Source organism: Acinetobacter sp. HZNU-JH01 (genome assembly GCF_037996845.1).
GTDB lineage: Bacteria > Pseudomonadota > Gammaproteobacteria > Pseudomonadales > Moraxellaceae > Acinetobacter > Acinetobacter haemolyticus.
Genome location: NZ_JBBMZX010000001.1, coordinates 1,867,597 through 1,890,914, shown reverse-complemented (window position 1 = coordinate 1,890,914; position 23,318 = coordinate 1,867,597). Strand labels below are relative to the sequence as shown.

21 protein-coding genes are annotated in these 23,318 nt (G+C 43.1%); 9 read left to right on the top strand and 12 right to left on the bottom strand.

The features are described 5' to 3' along the window. Positions 1-57 precede the first annotated feature (57 nt). Positions 58-789, top strand: a complete 732-nt coding sequence (locus AAC851_RS09060) for a sulfite exporter TauE/SafE family protein (protein ID WP_340600787.1) — start codon at positions 58-60, stop codon at positions 787-789. 7 nt (positions 790-796) lie between these two features. On the opposite strand, the gene AAC851_RS09055 is transcribed toward AAC851_RS09060, so the two are convergent. From AAC851_RS09055 to AAC851_RS09040, 4 genes are all read right to left on the bottom strand, one after another. Continuing rightward, a complete protein-coding gene (locus AAC851_RS09055) occupies positions 797-1,687 on the bottom strand; it encodes a LysR family transcriptional regulator (protein ID WP_340600786.1) in 891 nt (296 codons plus the stop codon). A 103-nt stretch (positions 1,688-1,790) separates the two neighbouring features. Further along, a complete protein-coding gene (locus AAC851_RS09050; protein WP_340600785.1) occupies positions 1,791-3,086 on the bottom strand; it encodes a solute carrier family 23 protein in 1,296 nt (431 codons plus the stop codon). Positions 3,087-3,398: 312 nt separating this feature from the next. Beyond that, positions 3,399-6,080, bottom strand: a complete 2,682-nt coding sequence (ppc, locus tag AAC851_RS09045) for a phosphoenolpyruvate carboxylase (RefSeq protein WP_340600784.1) — start codon at positions 6,078-6,080, stop codon at positions 3,399-3,401. 84 nt (positions 6,081-6,164) lie between these two features. Beyond that, entirely contained in the window at positions 6,165-6,788 is a 624-nt protein-coding gene (locus AAC851_RS09040; protein ID WP_005088817.1) for a TetR/AcrR family transcriptional regulator, read from the bottom strand. Positions 6,789-6,950: 162 nt separating this feature from the next. On the opposite strand from AAC851_RS09040, the gene AAC851_RS09035 reads away from it, so the two are divergent. From AAC851_RS09035 to AAC851_RS09010, 6 genes are all read left to right on the top strand, one after another. Further along, positions 6,951-8,051: an efflux RND transporter periplasmic adaptor subunit gene (locus AAC851_RS09035; RefSeq protein WP_008942076.1), complete on the top strand. Its 1,101-nt coding sequence runs from the start codon at positions 6,951-6,953 to the stop codon at positions 8,049-8,051. Between the two features lie 2 nt (positions 8,052-8,053). After that, positions 8,054-11,182 carry an efflux RND transporter permease subunit gene (locus AAC851_RS09030; RefSeq protein WP_340600783.1) on the top strand — a complete coding sequence of 1,043 codons (3,129 nt, stop codon included), beginning with the start codon at positions 8,054-8,056 and terminating at the stop codon, positions 11,180-11,182. 132 nt (positions 11,183-11,314) lie between these two features. After that, positions 11,315-11,692, top strand: coding sequence for a hypothetical protein (locus tag AAC851_RS09025; RefSeq protein WP_005087385.1), 378 nt, complete (start codon positions 11,315-11,317; stop codon positions 11,690-11,692). A 148-nt stretch (positions 11,693-11,840) separates the two neighbouring features. Beyond that, positions 11,841-12,956, top strand: coding sequence for a molecular chaperone DnaJ (gene dnaJ, locus AAC851_RS09020; RefSeq protein WP_004637270.1), 1,116 nt, complete (start codon positions 11,841-11,843; stop codon positions 12,954-12,956). A 114-nt stretch (positions 12,957-13,070) separates the two neighbouring features. Continuing rightward, a complete protein-coding gene (gene dapB / locus AAC851_RS09015; RefSeq protein WP_017396296.1) occupies positions 13,071-13,892 on the top strand; it encodes a 4-hydroxy-tetrahydrodipicolinate reductase in 822 nt (273 codons plus the stop codon). An 89-nt stretch (positions 13,893-13,981) separates the two neighbouring features. Further along, positions 13,982-14,629: an START domain-containing protein gene (locus tag AAC851_RS09010; protein ID WP_017396297.1), complete on the top strand. Its 648-nt coding sequence runs from the start codon at positions 13,982-13,984 to the stop codon at positions 14,627-14,629. Positions 14,630-14,670: 41 nt separating this feature from the next. On the opposite strand, the gene AAC851_RS09005 is transcribed toward AAC851_RS09010, so the two are convergent. Next, on the bottom strand, positions 14,671-15,858 hold the full coding sequence (locus AAC851_RS09005; RefSeq protein WP_340600782.1) for an MFS transporter: 1,188 nt from the start codon (positions 15,856-15,858) through the stop codon (positions 14,671-14,673). A 1-nt stretch (position 15,859) separates the two neighbouring features. Next, positions 15,860-16,666 carry a 2,5-didehydrogluconate reductase DkgB gene (gene dkgB / locus AAC851_RS09000; RefSeq protein WP_008942082.1) on the bottom strand — a complete coding sequence of 269 codons (807 nt, stop codon included), beginning with the start codon at positions 16,664-16,666 and terminating at the stop codon, positions 15,860-15,862. Between the two features lie 129 nt (positions 16,667-16,795). Between dkgB and AAC851_RS08995 the strand changes: the two genes are divergently transcribed. Beyond that, positions 16,796-17,698: a LysR family transcriptional regulator gene (locus tag AAC851_RS08995; protein ID WP_075314286.1), complete on the top strand. Its 903-nt coding sequence runs from the start codon at positions 16,796-16,798 to the stop codon at positions 17,696-17,698. On the opposite strand, the gene AAC851_RS08990 is transcribed toward AAC851_RS08995, so the two are convergent. Continuing rightward, positions 17,646-18,056: a hypothetical protein gene (locus AAC851_RS08990; protein ID WP_113997942.1), complete on the bottom strand. Its 411-nt coding sequence runs from the start codon at positions 18,054-18,056 to the stop codon at positions 17,646-17,648. The two genes, AAC851_RS08995 and AAC851_RS08990, sit on opposite strands and share 53 nt — an antisense overlap. Positions 18,057-18,145: 89 nt before the next feature. Between AAC851_RS08990 and AAC851_RS08985 the strand changes: the two genes are divergently transcribed. Continuing rightward, complete coding sequence (locus tag AAC851_RS08985) at positions 18,146-19,573, top strand: aminotransferase-like domain-containing protein (RefSeq protein WP_340600781.1); 1,428 nt, start codon at positions 18,146-18,148, stop codon at positions 19,571-19,573. On the opposite strand, the gene ahr is transcribed toward AAC851_RS08985, so the two are convergent. The 5 genes from ahr to mutY form a co-directional block, all read right to left on the bottom strand. Beyond that, positions 19,570-20,595, bottom strand: a complete 1,026-nt coding sequence (ahr, locus tag AAC851_RS08980) for an NADPH-dependent aldehyde reductase Ahr (RefSeq protein ID WP_017396301.1) — start codon at positions 20,593-20,595, stop codon at positions 19,570-19,572. The two genes, AAC851_RS08985 and ahr, sit on opposite strands and share 4 nt — an antisense overlap. Before the next feature lie 27 nt (positions 20,596-20,622). Then, the gene (locus AAC851_RS08975; RefSeq protein ID WP_075314294.1) at positions 20,623-21,177 is read right to left on the bottom strand and encodes a DNA-3-methyladenine glycosylase I; all 555 of its coding nucleotides are present in this window, start codon (positions 21,175-21,177) and stop codon (positions 20,623-20,625) included. A gap of 27 nt (positions 21,178-21,204) precedes the next feature. Further along, on the bottom strand, positions 21,205-21,450 hold the full coding sequence (locus AAC851_RS08970) for a hypothetical protein (protein WP_004637255.1): 246 nt from the start codon (positions 21,448-21,450) through the stop codon (positions 21,205-21,207). Positions 21,451-21,459: 9 nt separating this feature from the next. Continuing rightward, positions 21,460-21,996 carry a M23 family metallopeptidase gene (locus tag AAC851_RS08965; protein WP_161412339.1) on the bottom strand — a complete coding sequence of 179 codons (537 nt, stop codon included), beginning with the start codon at positions 21,994-21,996 and terminating at the stop codon, positions 21,460-21,462. A 75-nt stretch (positions 21,997-22,071) separates the two neighbouring features. Then, complete coding sequence (mutY, locus tag AAC851_RS08960; RefSeq protein ID WP_125502499.1) at positions 22,072-23,106, bottom strand: A/G-specific adenine glycosylase; 1,035 nt, start codon at positions 23,104-23,106, stop codon at positions 22,072-22,074. Positions 23,107-23,318 lie beyond the last annotated feature (212 nt).

Sequence of the window (23,318 nt, the reverse complement as noted above, 5' to 3'; positions counted from 1 at the left end):
TAGGGTAAGTTTCTGTTTTTGCTTAACATGATTTCGATAACAGATCGGAGTTAAGCAGTGACTTTTTTAGCCATTATCGTGTTGGTTTTTGCTTTTGCGGGCATGATTAAAGGCATGATTGGTCTAGGTCTACCCGCGGTTTCAATGGGATTGCTCACCATTGCGATGAGTCCATTTCAAGCAGCAGCGTTGCTCATCGTGCCTTCTATGGTCACTAATATCTGGCAACTTTTTGCTGAAGGACACGTGTGGGCGTTTATTCGCCGTTTTTGGTCTTTGTTGCTCGGGATTGTGATTGGTTCAGTTTGGAGTTTTCTACCTACACTGAATCAAAGTCATGGTCAAAGTAGTGAGTTACTTCTAGGCAGTATGTTGGCGATTTATGGGCTTTATGGTTTATGTGTGAATAAACTTCCACAATTGACTGCGCATGAACGCTGGTTATCTCCTGTGATTGGGTATCTGGGAGGGGCTGTGACAGTGGCAACAGGGGTGATCATTATTCCTGTTGTGCCGTATTTGCAGTCCTTACAGCTTAAACGGGATGAGTTGGTACAAGCACTTGGGCTTACTTTCACGGTTTCTACGATTTGTTTGGCGGTTTTTTTACATCATAACCCGATGTCAGGCGTAGTCTTAGATTATCGATTGTCTATTTTGGCGTTGTTGGCTGCATTGATCGGAATGTGGTTTGGTAAAAAAATACGTTATCAGTTAGATGAACAGAAGTTTCGTCGTATTTTTTTCATGGGTTTAGTGGCGCTGGGTGGCTATATGTTTTTACATTGAGCGATCTCTAAGGGCGATGTTGCAATAAGAAATCCGCAAATTGTTGATAACATAATGGAAGTTGCTTGAAATCCTGTGTTGCCAAAAGCAGTTTACGATTTGCCCATGCACCGAGTAATTGTACCGAATGAAAATGATAATTTGCATGTAAGCGCTGTGCAGCACGTGCAGGCATGATGGCAATCCCGACGCCTTTGGTGACCACCTCAGCAATTGCAGAAAAGTTGGGGAGTCGTAGACGATATTGGATGTCAAAACCTAACAATTTAGCTTGGGTGTCAATCGATTGCTGCAAAGAGTGGTGTGGCATCAAACCAATAAAGCTATAGTTCAATGTATCCAGTAGATTGATATGATCATGTTGTGCTAAAGCATGTGAGATCGGACAAATCAACACCAAAGGATCACTGGCAAAGTCTTTGGTTTGTAAGTGTCGGGTGTCAAAAAAACTGGACACTAGACCTAATGTGGCGATGCCTTGGGTGAGCGCATCAACAATTTCTGAGCTTTCCGCTTCATGCAGGTCTAGATTGATTTCGGGATGATGGACAAGGTATTGTGGCAAAAGTGTAGGTAAATATTCACTCTGTGCGGAAGAATTACACCACAATGTCAAAGATTGAGGTGTAATGTCTCGAAAACGTTGCATGTCTTGTTCTAATTGATTTTTTTGTGACAGAAGGCATTGAGCATGTTCAACGAAAGCGTGTCCTGCGGTCGTTAATTCAACTCCTGTCGCATGCCGAATAAATAACGGGGTTTCAAAATATTGTTCCAGTTTCTTTATCCGCTCACTGGCGGCTTGTAGCGAGATTGCGGAACGCTCAGCACCTCTGGTCAAACTCCCTGTGCTGACGATATGAAGAACCAGTTGCAAATCAAAGAAATCAAAACGCATGAGCGAATGTATTGAAAGTTAAAAATTCATCATACCTTAGATTAATGCAAGATAGCGGGATAATGATATGAATAAAAAAGGCAGCTTAGCGCTGCCTTGAAGTTTAGTTTTTATCTTTTATGCTAAACAATAAGTTTAATAAAATGGCTGCAAAAGTAGCGGTACCAATTCCGCCTAAATTAAAGTTACCGAACAGTAGTTCAAAGTTTCCTGCACCAAGAATCACGGTAACAGAGGCAACAATTAGATTTTTATTATTGGAGAAATCAACTTTATTTTCGATCCAGATTTTAGCCCCAGCAATGGTAATCAAACCAAATACCACGATCGAAGCACCCGTCAATACGGCAGTTGGAATGGTACTGATTACGGCACCAAACTTAGGCGAAAGCCCGAGGAAAATCGCGAATACACCAGCGATGACAAAAATAATGGTGGAATAAACACGCGTGACAGCCATGATCCCAATATTTTCACCATAGGTGGTCATACCTGGTGCACCGACACTCCCTGATAAGGTGGTCGCAACGCCATCCGCGACGAAAGCTTTACCCAGATGAGGCGTAAGATTTTCTCCAGTCATCGCACCGACTGCTTTAATGTGACCCAAATTTTCGGCGACTAAAATTAAGGCAACAGGGGCAATGATCAACATTGCATTCAACTCAAAGGTCGGATGTGAAAAACTTGGAATACCAAACCAAGGCGCCGCTGCGATTTGCGAGAAATCAATGGCTTTACCGAGTCCCAAAACATTAGTGGCAATCGCATAAATTGCATATGCAACCAATAAACCGACGAGCAGGAGTAAACGCTGTAATAGGCCTTTGGTAAAGACAGCAATCAGTCCCATACTCAAGACCGTGATCAATGCCATCCACATTTCAAAAGGTTGTCCTGCAACGCTTTTGATGGTGATTGGTGCGAGATTTAAACCGATAATCATCACCACAGCACCTGTTACTACAGGTGGCATTAATTTTTCAATCCAGCGTGTTCCTGTCAGCATCACCGCAAAACCAATCAGTGTATACAGTACACCACATGCAATGATGCCACCTAAAGCGACCGATAAATTGGGGTTGGCTCCTGAACCCGTGATGTGTCCTGTTGCAGCTGCGACTACACCAATAAAAGCAAAGCTTGAGCCTAAATAACTCGGAACACGTCCACCTGTCATGAAGAAGAACAGGATGGTACAAATCCCTGACATCAGAATGGCCAGATTTGGGCTAAAGCCCATGAGTAACGGTGCCAATACCGTTGCTCCGAACATTGCAAATGCGTGTTGAACCCCTAGCACCGCACTTTGTAAGGGCGGTAAATATTCATTGGTCGCAACAGGGCGATGATCAATCTTTCCCTGATACGGTTGCCATTTTGGAAACCAACTGGACATAAATTAGACTCATGATGTGATATCAGCGCGTATCATACTCTTTATTAAAACCCGCTTTAACCTATTGATCTGGGAGAGGTGGGGAAGATGAGGCTTTGAAGTTTGATATTTTTACCTTTTGGTAAAATATGTTTCAAAATAACTTATCGGATTTATTCTTTATTTTGCTTAGATTGCTTGAAAAGTTAACTATCTTATTTTCAAAATAATTTTTTAAATTTTTTCTAAAAATTTTCATAGAAATGGAATATTTTGCCAATGCTGCCATCAACAGCGATGATTTCTGTTGATGGCAACCTTGTGTATAAGGGCTTAGCCTGTGTTGCGTAAGCCTGCTGCGATCCCCGCGATGCTCACCATCAAGGCATGATCAACAGGGCTATGTTCGGTCTGATGCTCAGCCAGATAAACACGACGACGTTTCATCAATTCTGCTTGTAGTAAATGCAAGGGGAGTAAATAAGGCTTGCGTACCTGCATTGATTGATCCAATACCTCATTGTTGCTCAGTAGTTTTGATTCACCTTTGAGTCTCAATAAGGTATCCACCGCATTTTGCAAGCGTTGGCGCAGTTCTACGCCCAATACTTTGAGATCCTGATCCTGTGTGAGATGAGATTCATAATACAAGGCAATATCAGCATCGGATTTGGACAATACCATTTCCAACATATCAATCAACGTTTGGAAATAAGGCCACTGCTCCAGCATCTCATCCAAGGTTTTCTTGTGTTGTTCGTGAACTTGATTAATCGCCGTGCCTGTACCGAGCCAAGCGGGAAGCATCAAGCGAATCTGTGTCCATGCGAATACCCATGGAATTGCACGAAGTGATTCGATTCCACCACTGACTTTACGTTTCGCTGGACGAGAACCGAGAGGTAACATTTGCAACTCTAATTCTGGTGTAACGGTTCGAAGATAACGCACAAAGTTTGGATTTTCACGTACGGTCTGACGATAGACTTGAACCGATAAATCCGTCATTTGATTCATCAAAGCGCGCCACTCTTGCTTTGGTACAGGAGGGGGAAGCAAGGTTGCTTCAAGTGTCGCAGCGGTATAAATCTCTAAGTTTTGTAAGGCAATTCCTTCTAACCCAAACTTAAAGCGAATCATTTCACCTTGTTCAGTCACCCGAATCGCCCCTGAGATCGACCCCGGTGGCTGAGAGAATAAAGCTTGTTGGGTTGGAGCACCACCACGACTGATCGAGCCGCCTCGACCATGGAATAAGGTCAGTTGTACGCCATGTTTTTTGGCAATTGCAGTCAATTCTTCTTGTGCACGATATTGTGCCCAGTTGGCAGACATAAAACCTGCATCTTTAGCAGAATCCGAATAACCAATCATGACTTCATGTTTAGCTTGAATATGCTGTTTGTACCAATGCATATTGAACAAGGTATCCATGGTTTTGGCTGCGCCATCGAGATCTTTTAACGTTTCAAATAAAGGCACTACACGAAGCGGATGTTGAATGCCGGCCTCTTTTTGCAGTAATAAAACTGCCAATACATCGCTTGGATATTCTGCCATGGAGATAATATAGGCACCTAAGCTCTCTGCTGGTTGTTCAGCTAAAGTACGCATGGTGGCAAACACTTCCAATACATCAGGATGCTGAATGAGGCTGCCTTCAGGCTCATTAAAAAATTTTGGAAGTAATGGACGCTTACTTTGAAGTTCTTGAATTAAGAAGTTTTGTCGTGCCTGTTCTGTCCATGATTCAAAATTACCTAAGCCTAAATATTCAGTAATGGCTGAAACAGCTTGGCGATGACGCCCTGATTCTTGGCGAATATCGAGTTTTAGCAGCTCAATACCAAAGCAGTTCACACGGTAAATAAAATCCAGCAATTGTCCATTGGCAATCTCGGCGAGATTACGGTCCATCAGTGAGCGGTAGCAAAGCAATAAGGGCGCTAACAGTTCATCCTTGGTTCGAATAATATTGCTGTCATCCGCTTCAATGCCTTGAAGACGCTGTCCTAACCAAGTTCGGGTGGATTTTAAACGTTCACGGGTGTCACGCAAATATTCTCGATAAGGCTCAGGATGGGCATAACCCAACGCATCTGTTAATTCTTGCGAGCAACTTTGGATGGAGAGTTCCCAGCGTAAATTTTCAATATCACGTAGATATAAATCAGCCGCTTGCCAGCGTGATAACCACAGCACCTCTTGAGTCACTTGATGCGTGACATTTGGATTACCATCACGATCTCCACCCATCCAAGATGCAAAACGGATTGGGGCGATGTCGAGTGGTAGAGCTTTTTGACAATGTTGCTGAGTAAGCTCATTCAGCTCACGGATAAATTTAGGCACTGCATTCCATAACGATTGTTCAATGGTTGCAAAGCCCCATTTGGCTTCATCTACTGGGGTTGGGCGGTGTTGTCGAATCTCATCCGTTTGCCAAGCAGAACTGATAAGCTGCTTGAGTACTGCGATGGCTTGCTGACGCTCTCTTGGTGTTAATTTTTGTTGATCCAGTCGAGAAAGACAATCGGTAATATCATCATATTTTTGAATCAAGGTGCGACGACTAACTTCCGTTGGATGAGCGGTCAATACCAATTCAATGTTCAGGTCACAAATTTGTTGGAATAGTTGTTGTGCCGAAATTTGTTGTGTTTTGAACTTTTCGAATAGTGGTGCGAGAGGGTTAGGGTTGGGGACTTGCTCGTCAAACTCAGCCTGACGACGATTGCGTACCACATGGTACTGCTCGGCAATATTTGCAAAGTTTAAAAAATGTGAGAATGCACGCGTCAGTGGCAAGATTTCTTCATCTTTTAAACCAAGAAAAAGTTGTTCTAATTGCTTTTCTGCTTCGATTTGACCGTCACGAGCGCCTTTAGCTAATGCGCGAATTTGTTCAATTTGATTAAACAAATCTTGCCCTGCATGTTGTTTTAGGGTCTCACCGAGTAGATTGCCCAATAAGCGGACATCTTCACGTAATGGAGCAGTGATTTGCTGAATCATTCTATTTCTCCTGATGTTCTCATTTGACTATAGCGTGATTGAGCAACAATCCAAGAGCAGAACGTAAAAAAATGTGAAAATTCTCTAACTTTTAGTTTGATATTTAAGCAAAAATATCTCGATTGCTTGTTGGATCACCTGATCTAATTCATCGGCTGAAGGAACCGTATCTAGCCCGAGTAAAACGCTGTGGTGACGTACCCCTAGCATCAACGATATGATGAGCGATGTCTGTTTGAGTGGATCATCTGCTTGAATAAATTTCAGCTTAATTGCTTGCTCAAAAAAATCACACCACACATGGCTCATACGGGTGTGTGATGCATCAAAAAATTGTTGCGTTAATGGACTACTTTCGGCAGCTAACTCAAATAGGACGCGGTCTAACTTAATCGCTTCAGGTAAATAAATAATACTGAGGGCACGATGACACATCAGATAAAGCGCTTGTTCAAAATTGGTTTCAGCTGTGAGTACAAACTCTTTTGCACAAATTGATTCTTCACAGGTTTCCTCAATCGCACAAATAAACAAATTGGCTTTATCTTGGAAGTGGTTATACACCGTCAGTTTAGTCACACCTGCTTCTTGGGCAATTTGATTCATATTGGCAGCGTGATAGCCCATTTTTAAGAAAATAGCTTTTGCAGCCTGCAAGATTTTGGCTCTCTTTTCTAAATCTTTGGGACGACCACTTTGAATTTGCACGTTATCTTTTTCTTTAAATTTAACCAAAAATCATAAATCTAGATTTAATTTTTAATTAATGTACTTGCGGGTATATTAATTAAAAATTAAACAATTTATGATGGTAACTGTCAATAAACTTATTGTGCCTTAAAAAATCTATTTGAATAAGAGCGAAAAAAGATGAATTTGCTAAATCATGTCATTGTGGGGTTGCTCGTACTCAGCAGTGTCACTTTATCAGCATGCCAAAAAGAGCTTCCTAAAACCGAGGAAATTCCTTATGTCATGGTGACGCAACCGAGTCGTAATCACACAGATCAAAAAAGTTATGCAGGTGATGTACAAGCAAGACAGCAAACTGCTTTGGCGTTTCGTGTCGGGGGACAGGTGACGGAGCGGTATGTTGAGGTGGGTGATCGAGTCAATGTTGGGCAAGTCTTGGCTAAACTTGATGTAAAAGATGCTCAATTGCAAATGAATGCAGCGAAGGCACAATTACAAAGTGCTGAGGCGGCAGCCAAAATTGCTACGGAAGAATACCAACGATATCAGCAATTGTTACCTGTCAATGCGGTGAGCCGTTCACAGTTTGATGCCGTGAAAAATCAATATGAATCTGCTCAAGCAAATCTGCAGCAAGCACGCTCTAACTACCAAGTTTCTGCAAATCAAACCGGTTATAACCAGCTAATCTCCAATAAGAAAGGGGTGATTACTCAGCGTCAAATTGAGGTTGGGCAAGTGGTGGCTGCAGGACAAGCAGCATATCAATTGGCAATTGATGGCGAACGAGAAGTTGTCTTTGGCGTGCCTGAGCAAGCGGTCAGTGCAATCAAAGTTGGGCAACCTGCATGGGTAACTTTATGGTCACAACCAGATGCTCGTTTTGCTGCAAAGGTGCGTGAAGTATCACCAGCAGCAGATCAATCCCGTACTTTCACCGTCAAAGTTTCCTTGCTCGAAGGTCAGTCCAGTATCCAGTTAGGTCAAAGTGCTCGCGTATTCTTTGTATCGAATGAAAATGATGTATTGAGTGTGCCTTTATCGAGTGTTACCGCGACAGATCAACAGGCCTATGTCTGGGTGGTCAATACGGATAAAACATTACGTAAAGTTCCTGTGACTTTAGGTGCTTATGCACGTGACAGGGTGCCCGTTATTTCTGGTTTGAAGGCAACCGATTGGGTTGTCGTTGGAGGGGTACATTTGTTACGTGAGCAACAAAAAATCCATCCAATCGACCGTGAAAATCGTGAAGTTCTTGTTAAAACGGGAGGTTAAGCATGAAATTTAACCTTTCAGAATGGGCACTCAACAATAAAGGTATTGTGCTCTACTTCATGTTGATATTGGGCATTATTGGCATAATGTCTTATTCAAAACTCTCTCAAAGTGAAGATCCTCCATTCACGTTTAAAGTGATGGTGGTGCAAACTTTCTGGCCAGGGGCAACCGCAAAAGAAGTTTCGACGCTAGTTACAGATCGAATCGAAAAAGAGCTGATGACCACAGGTCAATATGACCGCATTATGGCGTACTCACGTCCAGGAGAGTCATTGGTCACCTTTGTGGCAAAAGACTCTTTGCCATCAAAACAAATTCCTGACGTTTGGTATAACGTCCGTAAAAAGGTTAATGATATTCGCGCTGAGTTGCCAAATGGGGTGCAAGGACCATTTTTCAATGATGAGTTCGGCGATACGTTTGGCAATATTTATGTGCTGACAGGCAAGGATTTTGACTATGCGGTGATGAAAGAATATGCCGATCGTTTGCAATTACAACTGCAACGCGTCAAAGATGTGAGCAAAGTCAACTTAGTCGGCTTGCAAGATCAAAAGATTTGGATTGAGCTGTCCAATACCAAGGCAGTGCAGCTCGGTGTGCCAGTTACTGCGATACAAGAAGCGATACAAAAACAAAATGACATGGCCAGTGCTGGTTTCTTTGAAACAGGCACAGATCGTATTCAGATTCGTGTCAGTGGGCATCTACATAGTGTGGATGAACTAAGAAAAATGCCGTTGTTGGTCGGGGACAAAACCATTCAATTGGGTGATGTCGCTGAGGTATATCGTGGTTTTAGCGAGCCTGCCCAGCCACGTATGCGCTTTATGGGTGAAAATGGGATCGGTATTGCTGTCTCGATGCGTAAAGGCGGAGACATTATTGCTCTGGGCAAAAATCTTGAAACCGAATTTACCCGCCTACAAAAAAGTTTACCCCTCGGGATGAAACTGCAAAAAGTCTCTGATCAACCTGTCGCAGTAAAACGCAGTATCCAAGAGTTTTTAAAAGTATTGGCCGAAGCCGTAATCATCGTGTTATTGGTGAGCTTTTTCTCTTTGGGTTTTCGCACTGGACTGGTGGTGGCATTGTCAATTCCGCTGGTGTTGGCCATGACATTTGCGGGCATGAGCCTATTTGATGTCGGGTTGCATAAGATCTCGCTAGGGGCGCTGATTCTCGCGCTTGGCTTGTTGGTCGATGATGCCATTATCGCCGTTGAAATGATGGCGATTAAGATGGAGCAGGGCTACAGCAGACTCAAAGCAGCGGGTTTTGCATGGCAGACCACCGCCTTTCCGATGCTAACGGGGACATTGATTACCGCAGCAGGTTTTTTACCGATTGCAACTGCACAATCGGGAACAGGTGAATATACCCGTTCGATTTTCCAAGTGGTGACGATTGCCTTAGTGGTGTCTTGGATTGCAGCGGTATTATTTGTACCGTACTTGGGTGAAAAATTATTACCTGATTTTAGCAAGCAACAGCAAAAGGCTGCATGGTATCTACGATTGTGGGCAAGACTACGTAAGCAGCCAGCACCAGTCGTACAGGCACATGGTGCACATCATGATCCCTATCAAACCAAATTTTATCAGTCTTTCCGTAGGGCTGTAGAAATCTGTATTACCTATCGCAAGACGGTCATTGCGACGACGGTTGGCATATTCGTACTTTCAGTGATGATGTTTAAGTTTGTGCCACAGCAATTCTTTCCACCCTCTAACCGCGCTGAAATTTTAGTGGATTTAAAACTTGAAGAAGGTGCATCTCTGACTGCGACTGAGCAAGCTGTACAAAAAGTAGAGCGGTTCTTGGCCAAGCAAGAGGGAATTGATAATTATGTGGCTTATGTGGGAACAGGCTCACCTCGTTTCTATTTGCCTTTAGATCAACAACTCCCGCAGGCGAGCTTTGCGCAATTTGTCGTTTTGGCTTCATCTTTGGATGATCGAGATGAAATTCGTCATTCCTTAGAGCAACAGATTAAGCAATTGCTGCCACAAGTACGGACACGTGTTTCTCTGTTAGAAAATGGCCCACCTGTGGGGTATCCATTGCAATATCGAGTTTCAGGTGAAGATTTAGCAACCGTACGTCAATGGGCACAAAAAGTTGCACGAGTGGTGGGTGAGGACCCAAATACCACCAACGTGCATCTGGATTGGGGAGAGCCGAGTAAGATTATTGCAATCGAGATTGATCAAGATCGTGCGCGTCAGATGGGAGTGAGTAGTGTCGATTTGGCAAACTTCCTCAATGCTTCGGTGACTGGGGCTGTCATGAATCAGTATCGTGAAAAACGTGAATTGATTGAAATCCGTTTACGTGGTGATGAGACGGAGCGTGCTGAAGTTGCCTCTTTAGCCAGTTTAGCCGTACCAACCAGCAAAGGGACGACGGTACCATTGGCACAAATTGCACAAATTGAGTCGCGTTTTGAAGAGGGATTGATTTGGCATCGTAACCGTTTACCCACCATTACTGTGAGAGCAGATATCCGCACACAACTTCAACCAGCCACCGTGGTTCAACAATTGGCGGATCAGATGCAAACTTTGCGTGAGGATCTTCCAAGTGGTTATCTACTTGAAGTGGGCGGAACGGTTGAAGAGTCGGCACGAGGTCAGAGTTCTGTCAATGCCGGTATGCCATTATTCTTAGTCGTGGTGATGACGTTGTTAATGATCCAACTCCGTAGTATGTCTCGAGCAACGATTGTATTGCTGACAGCACCTCTGGGTTTAATCGGAGTTGTCGCGTTCTTATTATTGTTCAATAAACCTTTTGGTTTTGTGGCCATGCTAGGAACAATTGCGCTGTCTGGTATGATTATGCGTAACTCGCTGATTCTGATTGACCAAATTGAACAGGATATCCGAGCAGGACAAGCAGCTTGGGACGCAGTGATCGATGCAACTATGCGTCGTTTTCGTCCAATTGTGTTAACCGCACTTGCCGCAGTGTTAGCAATGATTCCGCTCTCCCGCAGTATTTTCTTCGGGCCGATGGCGGTGGCGATTATGGGGGGATTGATTGTTGCAACATTACTCACCTTATTTTTCCTTCCTGCACTCTATGCAACATGGTTTAAGGTTAAGAAAGCAACACCTAGCACATAATTTTTTTGCGAATAGAGGTGCGAAATATTGAAAATTTCAATATAGTAGCACCTATATTTTAATATTAAAAAATAATGGAATCCCATTGCATAGTCGATTTGGCAAAATGTGATGAATGAGGTGATATCAAGCATGGGGCAAGATAAGGTTGAGCAGCATCGCCGTTACGTGGCGATTTCTTACGTGTTCATGTTTCTTGCATTGTTTACAATCGTATTTGCGGCCTTCGCCTATGTATTAGCGCGAAAAGTTGCTGTTGTGGATGATGCAGAGGTATGGATTCATGCGCACGCGCTCTGGATTATGCGTAATGTGCTGTTATTCATCATAATGGCTTTTTTTGCTGCTTTGTGGTTTATTCCATTGTTCTTCTTTGCATGGGACAGCACACTTTGGGTAACTGCCTTGACGGTTGCTGGTGTGGTATTTAGTGCAATTGCATGGCTATTTTTACTCAATGCGTGGTTAAAAGGCATCGCTAAGTATTTTAGAAACAAGGCAGTTTTCTAAATTTATTGTTTTTTTATCGGAATTACCCTTGTAAATAGATAAGATCGTCCTTATTAAGGCTCTGTTGGCTTTTATAAATAAAATGCCAGCAGAGCCTATTTTATGTTTTTTTAGATTTAAATAAATTCCGTGAGGAGCATCGCCAACCATGGCTAAACGTGATTATTATGAGGTTTTAGGCGTTTCGAAAACCGCAAGTGATGATGAGATCAAGAAAGCCTATCGTAAGTTGGCGATGAAGTATCATCCAGATCGAAATCCTGACAACGCTGAAGCAGAAGAAAAATTCAAAGAAGCATCGGAAGCATACGAAGTACTTTCCGATAGCGAAAAGCGTAGTATGTACGATCGTGCTGGGCACAGTGCTTTTGAAGGCGGCTTTGGTGGCGGCGGTGGCTTCGGTGGCGGTTTTAGCGCAGAAGATATTTTTAGCCAGTTTGGTGATATTTTCGGTGGTGCTTTCGGTGGTGGCGGTCGTCAACAACAACGTCAACGTCGTGGTTCAGATCTCCGCTATGTGATGGAACTGACGCTCGAAGAAGCGGTAAAAGGGGTGAAAAAGACCATTACTTTTACTGCACCTGCACCATGCGAAACCTGTGATGGTAAAGGTTCGAAAAATCCAAATGACGTTGAAACCTGTCGTACATGTCACGGTACGGGTCAAATCCGTATGCAACAGGGTTTCTTCTCGGTTCAGCAAACTTGTAGTACTTGTCGTGGACAAGGAAAAATCATTAAGAACCCATGTAATACCTGTCATGGTTCAGGGGTAGCAGACCGTCAACAAACACTTGAAGTCACCATTCCAGCGGGTGTGGATAATGGAGATCGCGTACGCTTAACGGGTAAAGGTGAGGCGATTCGCGATGGTCAGTCTGGTGATTTATATGTAGAAGTTGTCGTGCGTGAACACGAAATCTTCCAGCGTGATGGTGCAGATCTTTATATGGATGTGCCTGTTAGTATTGCCGATGCTGCTTTAGGTAAAGAAATTGAAATTCCAACGCTTGAAGGGCGCGTCAGCTTGAAGATTCCTGAAGGTACGCAAACAGGTAAACTGTTCCGCCTACGTGGTAAAGGTGTCCGTCCAGTACGTAGTAGCATGGTTGGTGATTTACTATGTCGTATCGTTATTGAAACGCCTGTGAACTTAACCAGTCGTCAGCGTGAGTTATTAAAAGAATTACAAGCATCTTTGGATGGAGATGGTCATGCATCGTCGCCAAAGAAAAAATCATTCTTTGATCGCCTATTTGATTAATCGGCATCAACAAAAAAACCTGCTTCGGCAGGTTTTTTTATGGGAATTTTTTAGCGGAATGTGAGAGTTTTGCTATAGTAGCAGGATTGTTTAAATAAAAGACTGGGAAATATTATGTCAACTTCTCCACGCATTGGGATCTTGGGTGCAGGCGGACGCATGGGGCGTATTCTGATTCAAGCAGTACAACAGGCTGGCTATCAACTTGCCGCAGCAGTAGAGCGTCCTGAAAGCAGCTTGGTTGGTGCAGATGCGGGTGAGCTTGCAGGCATTGGCAACATCGGTGTTAAAGTTGTGGGAAGTTTGAGTGAAGTGCTGAAAGACTGTGATGTGGTGATTGACTTTACTGCACCTGTTGCGACTGAACAGCATTTAAAGCTTTGTCGTGAAGCCGGTGTGGCGATGGTGATTGGGACCACAGGCATGTCGGATGAGCAAAAGGCATTTTTAGATGAAACTGCAACACATACCCCAGTCGTATATGCTGCAAATTATTCAGTGGGTGTAAATGTATCAATTAAATTACTTGAGTTGGCTGCAAAGGTATTCGGTGATACGGTTGATATCGAAATTATTGAAGCCCACCACCGTCACAAAGTAGATGCACCATCAGGCACAGCCTTTATGATGGGTGAGGCGATTGCCGATACTTTAGGTCGTAACTTAAAAGAAGTAGCGGTTTATGGCCGTGAAGGTTATACAGGACCTCGTGATCGTCAAACGATTGGCTTTGAAACCATTCGTGGTGGTGATATCGTGGGTGAGCATACGGTGATGTTTATTGGCGAGGGTGAGCGTGTTGAAGTGACACACAAAGCTACAAATCGTATGAACTTTGCTTCAGGTGCGGTACGTGCTGCTGCATGGGTAGTAGGACGTAAAGCTCAAAAATATGATATGAAGGATGTTTTGGGTTTTAATGAAATTGAAGTATAAAACCTTAAATATTACGTGATAAAAGAGCTTGTAATGTCGATCTTTAGGCGATACAAGCTCGAGTAATGATGAAAAGAATTGAGCATGACATGAAAAAAAAATATATCGTTCTTGCTGCGTTACTTAGTACCGCGAGTCTAGTCGCCAGTGCTGCAACAGCGCCTAAACTCAGTTTACACCGTAATGACATTAAAGTTTGGACCTATCAAACAGAAAATAATCCAGTCATTCAATACAAAGCAGAAACCACTTTTGATGTGCCATTAGAACGTGCTGTGGCTGTGGTGTTGGATGTTGAACGCACACCACAATGGGTACCCTACGTAGGCAAAGTGCAATTGTTATCACGAGACGATCAAAAAGGTGAGTTCATCTTATATATGGTTTTGGATTTTCCATTTCCGCTAAAAGATCGTGATGTGGTGATTAAAGGAAAAATGAATAAGAATGCGGATGGCAGTATTAGTATCAAAAATCAGGCAATTAAGCATGATTATCCAGTGCAACCCGATATTATTCGTTTGAGTCGTTATGAAGGGGATTGGATTTTCCAAAAAGTGGCTGACAACAAAGTGAAAGTTTCAACCCGTGGTTATGCTGATCCAGCAGGTGCAATTCCATTAAGTTTTGTGAATATGTTTGTACAACAGCAGCCTTATCAGATGCTAATGAAAATGAAAAAAGAAGTACAAAACCCTTTATATAAGCAACCGACATTACCGGATTTGCTAAAATAATCATAATAAAAAGCCTGATTTTACATCAGGCTTTTACTCGTTTAAGTTTGAGAACACTGTTGATACCGCATATTTGGTTTAGTGGCTAACTTTATTTGGATGAAAACTAAAACTAATCCAATCGCAGCTAGTACTGCTCCAATCATTGAAACTGCAGCATAATTTAAACCCAAACTTAAGACAGCACCTCCTGCTGCTGCACCGATGGCGTTGCCCAAGTTAAATGCGCCGATATTGACTGAGGAAGCGAGTCCAGAAGCCTCTCGTGCAACAGACATCACACGCATTTGCAGTGGTGGTACGATGGCAAAAGCTGCTGCCCCCCAAAGTACCAAACCAATTGCTGCCCCTAACTGTGTTTGAGCCAAGATTGGGAAAATTACCATTAAGCCAATCAGTAATCCTAAGAATCCGATCAGCGTTTTATCCATCGATAAATCTGCAAACTTTCCTCCAAAATGATTGCCAAGAGAGAAACCAATTCCAATTAAGACCAACATCATGGTGATAAAGCTCGGTGACGCATGGGTAAATTCGACCAAGCTTGGGGCAATGTAAGTGTAGAGGGTAAACATTGCTGAAGCCCCGAATACAGTGGTGAGCAGTGCTAATACCACAGGTAAACGGGTGAGGACTTTCAGTTCCATTTTTATATTGGGCTTTTGCCCGACCGAACCGACGGGTAGGGCTTTCCACAGCGCCAGCATGGTAATCAGACCGAGCGCTGAAATCGCAAGAAATGACATGCGCCAACCAATATTTTGTCCAACCCATGTGGCAAGTGGTACACCGCCGATATTTGCAATGGTCAGCCCCATAAACATGCTTGCAACCGCACTGGCTTGTTTATTTGCAGGAACGACACTTGCGGCAACCACTGATCCAATTCCAAAAAATGCACCGTGGTTCAAGCTGGTAATCAACCGCGCCCCCATTAAACTCATATAGCTGGGTGCAAAGGCTGCTATAAGATTTCCAATGGTAAAAATCGCCATCAACAGAATGAGTGCATTGCGGCGCGCATAGCCACCAAACCAGAGAGTCATGATAGGAGCGCCTATCATGACACCTAATGCATAACCTGTGATGAGTAGACCTGCACTGGGGATGGATACCCCTAGATCGTTGGCAATATTAGGCAATAGTCCCATAGGGGAGAATTCGGTTGTACCTATTGCAAATGCACCAATCGCTAGCGCGAGCAAAGTAAAATGAACGTGACGGTTCATATTATTGATCCCATTCAGGTGCCCATTGTTCAGGATTGACTTCACGACCATTACGTTCAAGCTGAGCAATCAATTGCATTTCTTCAGAACTCAGCGTTAGATCTTGTGCTTTTAAGTTACTGATTAAATTTTCACGTTTGGTTGAAGAAGGGATCACGGCATAACCCTGCTGTAAAGCCCAAGCCAATGCAACCTGTGCGGTGGTTGCTTGATGTTGTGCTGCGATTTCAAGCAAGGTTGGATCATTCAGGACTTTGCCATAGGCAAGCGTCATGTAAGAAGTCACATCAATGTGTTGCTGAGTTAGATAATTCGCAAGCTTCAGATTTTGTAGATAAGGACTTAATTCAATTTGATTGGTCGCGATGTGTTCGGCACCAATGGTGTCAATCGCTTGCTGGGTTAAGGCAATATTAAAGTTCGAGATCCCTATTTGCTGGGTCAAACCTTGTTGTTTTGCTTCTAATAGCAACTGCATCACTGCTGGAATGGATACACCCAATTGTGGTGCGGGCCAGTGAATCAAGGTAAGGTCAACCGCATCAGTGCGAAGTTTCTGTAAGCTGTCTTTTAAGCTTGGGATCAATTTATCTTCTGCAAAGTGATCAACCCAAATTTTTGTGGTTAAAAATAAATCTTGGCGTGCAACACCACTTTCGGCAATCGCTTGTCCGACTGCAGCTTCATTCTCATAAATTTGTGCTGTATCAATTGCACGATAACCGACTTCCAACGCCGTTTTAACAGAATCAATCACCACTTGATCTTTAAGACGGAAAGTACCTAAACCAAATTGTGGGATATGCATGCTTCACCTCATCTTGTTGTGCTCGATTGAGCCTATTTTGTTGATGATGTGATTGTGCGACGATTATTGTTGCTAAAAAATAGATGAATTTGCAAAATATAGTTGACTCAATATCAATAATGATCCGCTATGAAATCAAGTATTGAAGAACTACTGGCTTTTATTACCATTGTCGATACAGGTTCTTTTGTTGCTGCAGCAGAGCGGTTAGGACAAACTGCATCTGGACTCAGTCGTTCGCTCAGCCGTTTAGAATCAAAATTAGATGTTACTTTACTCGAGCGTACGACGCGGAAATTAAAATTAACGCAGGAAGGCCAACAGTTTTTAAATCACGCGCGTAAAATTCTCAATGATCTCAACGCAGCCGAAGAAGCCTTACTTCGATCTGATCAGGATACATCTGGCATCATTCGAGTAGACTCAGCCGTACCCTTTATCTTGCATGTGATTGCACCGTTAATGCAGTTATTTCATCAACGCTACCCAAATATCGAGATTGAGTTAAATAGTAATGATCAGGTGATTGATTTACTTGAACATAAAACCGATGTCGCGTTTCGTTTCGGTGAGTTGCATGATTCAAGTTTGCATGCCAAATTGGTGTGTCAAAGCCGTTTATATCTTGTTGCTAGCCCTGCATATCTTACTCAGCGTGGTACGCCACAACATCCGCAACAACTGGTGATGCATGATGTGATTGGTTTTACTCGTCCACTTTATATCAATAAATGGCCGATAATAGTCGATGGTGAATACTTTGTGGCGCAATCGAGTATTAAAGCGTCGAGTGGAGAAACGGTACGACAATTATGTTTACGTGGTTTAGGTATCGCCCGATTATCTGAGTTTGAAATCTGGAAAGATTTAGAAGAGGGTCGCTTGGTGGCTTTATTTGAAGACCAAATCGAACATTCTTATCAACGCATCCATGCGGTTTATTATCAACAAGAACATTTACCCAAACGAGTCCGCCTATTTATCGAATTTTTGACTGAGCAACTTGAACAAGGTTTCTCGGTATGTCGTTAGTTGCATCAGGTAGTTGAACCTCTAAAACACGAACCTGTTTACCTGCTGCCTGAATGAGTGACACCATAATCTGTTGCTGTTCTAAAGTACACTCCAACTCAACGGTTGGTAAAAGCAGACCTGATAAAATCAGTCCATTTTCATTGGGTTTTTTATAGGTCAACTTGATTGTATGTTGCTGCCCTTGTGTTGGGCTTTGTTCAAGTTTCCAAAACTCATACATTTGTTGGTTTTGAGTGGTTAAATATCCCTCAGCAAGTCTTTTACAGATCTGTTGCTGTTGATAAACGGTCTGGTCGGTAAATTGGCAGCCAGTAAATAGGACGCTACATATTATAAATAAGAGTTTATTTTTCATTGCCTTATCCTCCTGTAGTTGATTTTTATAGCTTAATAGTGTTGTATAAACCAGTACAGATACAGAAATTTTTAAAAAAGCAGTACAGAATGACTTTTCAATATCAGCGTCTCGCCGAACAGTTGGCACATAAGATTTATCACCATGAGCTGCAACCACAGCAGAAGCTCAGCTCTTTACGTGAGTTTGCACGTCAGCAAGAGATCAGTTTGAGTACGGCACAACAATGCTACGAGTTGTTGGAAGCAAAAGGGCTGATTTATGTCAAAGCCAAGTCAGGTTATTTTGTCAGCTCTAGACAGTATCAAAGTCCTGTTCCTGACAGTCCTCAGTTTGAATCGATGCCACGACAAGTTTCCAATTTGGATCTACAAAATCAAATTCAAACTGCCTCCATTCAAAGCCATTTGACACCACTCGGGGCAATACAACTTTCACCTCATCTCATTCCTGTTGATGGGTTGCGCCGTTCTTTGCAACGGGCGTTGAAGCATTGCCAGCCTGAAGATTTTCTGTATTGCAATAAACAAGGGCATCACGTGTTGAGACAGGCGCTTGCGGATCATTGGCGTGAGGATGGGATTTATATTGCGGCAGAGGATATTTTTATTACCAATGGCTGTTTGCCTGCGATTTCGCTACTGATTCAGCAAATGAGCAAAGAGGGCGATAGTATTCTGATTCCGACCCCGACCTTTAATGGTCAGCTACAAATGCTGGCCAGTTTAAAACGTAAAATTATTGAAATCCCCGCAGACCATCAGGGAATAGATCTGGAACGCTTAGAGCATTTTATGCAGCAGGGCAGTGCCAAACTGTGTTTATTGACGGCAAACTTTCAAAATCCGTTAGGATATTGTCTCAGTAACCAGCAGAAACAACGGATTGCTGAACTGGCGCAGCAGTATCAATGTTTCATTATTGAAGATGATATTTATGCGGAGTGTAGTTTCCAGAAGGAACGCCCATTACCGATTCGTTATTGGGACCAACAGGGCTATGTGGTCTGGTGTGCATCAGTTTCAAAGTCATTATCCAGTGCTTATCGAGTTGGTTGGTTCTGTTTGGGGCAACAACTTGAATCCTTACGCCCCCAATTATTGGCAAATAACGTTGGTGTGAATACGCCTTTACAGCTTGGTTTGGCTGATTTTATCTATAGTCGTGGTTATAGAGAACATTTAGATCAATTAAGACCCAAGCTCATGCAGCAGGTGGAACAGTATCGTGCGTGTATTTTAGAAACTTTTCAGGGGATTCCGATTGCATTAAGTCAATCACAAGGAGGCTATGCTTTATGGATGCAGCTGCCTGACACGATCACAGGGCTTGATCTATATTATCTCGCACAAGCTCAAGGTATCAATATTGTACCGGGTGAAGTATTTGGTGAAGATCAGCGCTATCGGCATTTTATCCGTTTAAATGCGGGGCATGCTTTTACACAAGAAATCCGCCAAGCGATTCAGCAATTGGCGGATTGGGTGAAAAAAAGCTTAGACTCGCCTTCAGCCTAATCAAAGTCAGCTTTGAGAACAATTCGATAACGGGCTTGACCAGAATGAAGTCGCTCAATGGCTTCATTAAGTTGTGACATAGGATATAGTTCAATTTGTGGTGCAATATTTTTACGTGCAGCAAACTTTAAAAGCTGACGTAATGCCAAAGGAGAACCTGTTGGAGAGCCTGTGACAGATTTGGCACCATCAATGAGCGCACCGACTGAAACAGGAACCGGCTCTAAAGTAAGACCTAAGAAATGGAGACTGCCATGGGGTGCAAGGGTGCTCAAATAGGCTTGCCAATTCAGTGTGACATTGACCGTACTTAATAATAAATCAAACTTACCACGTTGTGCTTTAATCGCTTGAGCATCACGACTATTCACGACATGATCTGCGCCCATTGCTTTAAGTTCTTCCGTTTTTTCTGGATTAGAACTAAACGCGGTGATTTCACAACCCCAAGCTTTGAGCAGTTTAATTGCGATATGACCTAAGCCACCAATACCAATCACACCGACATGATGTGTGGCTTGGATTTTATGTTTAAGTAATGGATCAAACACGGTAATCCCACCACAAAGGAGTGGACCCGCACTTTCAGGCGCTAAATCATCGGGTAGAGGAATAACCCATTGCCAACCAGCCCGTACTTTTTCTGCAAAGCCCCCCGCATGACCCACGATGGTCGCCACGTTTTCACCTGTACAGAGCACCTGATTGCCTCCAATACACGGATCACATGCTTGGCAACTTTCAGCTGTCCAACCGATCCCAACACGTTGACCCAGTTTGAGCCCCTTTGCTTCCGTGCCGAGCGCCGTGATTGTGCCAATGATTTCGTGACCAGCAATGACAGGGTAGGTTGAAGAACGCCAATCATTGTTGATGACTGAAAGATCAGAATGACATAAACCACAGTATTCAACTTTGACTTCCACCTGATGGGCTTGTAATTCACCTGCATCAAATTGGTAAGGAACCAGCTGTTCACCTGCTTGCATCGCTGCATAAGCGCGAATTTGATTATTGCTCATGAAAGGACTCCTTTGGAGGGGATCGTTTTATTTAAAATGACAATGGTTTTCATGGTCATTGACCATACCTACCGCTTGCATGAAGGCATAGCAGGTGGTTGGCCCAACAAATTTGAAACCACGCTTTTTTAATGTTTTGGAAAGTATTTGACTGATTTCAGTTTGGGCGGGTGCTTCACGATAATTGATCACATCGTTGTTTGGTGCTTGATGATTGACGAAGTTCCAAAACCAAGCTGAGACATCTTGAACTTCATCTTTGAGTTTTTGCCATGCGATCGCATTGTCTCGAATGGCTTTGAGTTTACCGATATGACGGATTAACCCTGAATCATTGAGCTTATTTTCTAGTTGATCATCGGTGAGTGCTGCGATGTGTGCAACTGGATATTGAAAGAAATGAGTACGATAACATTCACGTTTTTTTAGAACAGTAATCCATGATAAGCCAGCTTGTTGACCTTCAAGGCAAAGCATTTCAAATAAATGTGCTTCATCATATTCAGCCTTGCCCCATTCTTCATCATGGTAAGCTATATACAAAGGGTCGTTAGAGCACCAACCACAGCGTTGAATCGTCATATGTGTTGCTCCTGAATACTGTGAATTTTAGAGTTTGAATTCAACCCACTCATCACTATGATTATCCCAATAATACAGTGCGGCACTATCCAAATCATCAAACTTTAGCCAAAAGTCTTTACCTGATTTATCTGCAAAACCTGTACTGATTAGCAGTGCATCTTCGGTAATCTCCATGATCCAGCCTTGATAACTGGTTCCATTGAGAATGATTTTTTGTTGATTCCCTGACTCTGCAAATTCAACCAGTCGTTCAATCAATGCTTCTGACATTGTGTGTTCCTAACGTAAATAAGGGAATGGATTGACTGCGCCACGCCCTTTGCCATTTAAATAAATACCATAGTGTAGATGTGGAGCTGTATGGCGTGCATTGCCTGTATTTCCCACATATCCAATGTGCTCGCCTTTGCGAACATAATCACCGACATTGAGCCCACGTTTATGACGATCTAGATGTGCATAGTAGTGCCATGATCCTGATGGCCCCAAAATCCAGACCACTTTTCCACCCAGATTGTTGTTGCGTAAGTCTGCGACGAGCCCGTCAGTTGCACTATACACCTTCGTTCCTCGTGCTGCCATGATGTCAATTCCCTCGTGACGACGACCTTGGCTACGAGCAGCTCCCCACGTGTCGCTCAACGCACTTCGACTGACACCTTTGACCGGTATTGGTAATCGGCTATCGAGGCGCATATTTTGTAGTTTGTTGACTTGGGTATTTGGTAGCGGTGTTGGTTTTTGAGGTGTGCTGGCACATGCTGAGAGTAAGATCGTCAATACACCGAGAAGGGCATAGCGGATTGAATGATGCATACTGGCTCCTTGCATTTTTATAGAAAGTTGGAACGACTAAACACAGCGCTAACACTCATAATGACTTAATCTTATTTAGGCATCTGCGGCCTTGATCATTTTCTTCATTGCAGTAGGAATCCCTTTGGCTATGGCTTGATCTGGGCTAAGCCAGTGACCATTCAACTCAATACTGAGTTGTTCTTTTTGGTCATGTTCCACGTGGAACACTTTTCCGTCTAGCAACCATGTAAAGTGGGTAAAGCTATGGCTAATCTGCAATGATGATACTTGAGCTTGTAGTTTAAAGTGTTGCTCAATCTGTTGTAATTCGGTTGCTTGCTCAATAATGGGTAGGCAGTATAATCCTCCCCACAAACCTTGTGCTTCTCTTTGCTGCCATAGCCATTGATCGCCTGATTGTATGAGCAAAACATGGGCTGTTTTAATCGGAACAGGCTTTTTAGCTTTCTTAAATGGAAGCTCTTGTTCTAATCCTTGTTGATAGGCCTGACAGTGTTGTTGCATTGGACAATATAAACATAATGGCTTTTTGGGCGTGCAAACAGTCGCACCTAAATCCATGATGGCTTGTGTGTAGTCATGATTGCGTTGTTGAGGGCATAGATCCTCTGCAATTTGCCATAAAGCACGTTCATGTTGTGGTTTAGATAGATCATCTTCAATCGCAAAAAAACGTGCTAAAACACGTTTCACGTTGCCATCCATAATGACGCCATATTGACGTAAGCCGAGTGACATCAGTGCGCCAGCTGTGGAACGTCCAATTCCTGGAAGTTCAATCCATTGTTCTAATGTTTCAGGGAATTTGCCTTGCTGACTGACGATACCTGCTGCTTTATGTAAGTTTCTTGCTCTTGCGTAATACCCAAGTCCTGCCCAATAAGGTGCAACGTCATCCCAACTGGCTTGTCCTAAGTCTTGTACGGTAGGAAAGCGTTCGATAAAACGATCAAAATATTGCAATACCGTTTTGACTTGTGTCTGCTGCAACATGATTTCTGATACCCAGACTTTATAAGGATCATCTGCAATTTGCCAAGGTAGATCATGGCGACCATGTTGGTCGTACCAAGTGAGTAGCGCATCAGAAAATGAAAAATCAGACATGAATCAGAACAATCAAAAGCAGAGGGTTAGTATAGCGGAAAAGCGGAGAGGAGTTGGTGCATCCAAACAAATTTGTTATTCAATCCTTATTCATATTTGCTTGTGCAAAGGCGGCATCCTTGTCGCCTTGCACTAGTCGAAATTGTTAGGAATTAAACAAACGAGATATTCATTTAATTCCATATTTATGAAGTTTTTAGAGATAGTTTTTT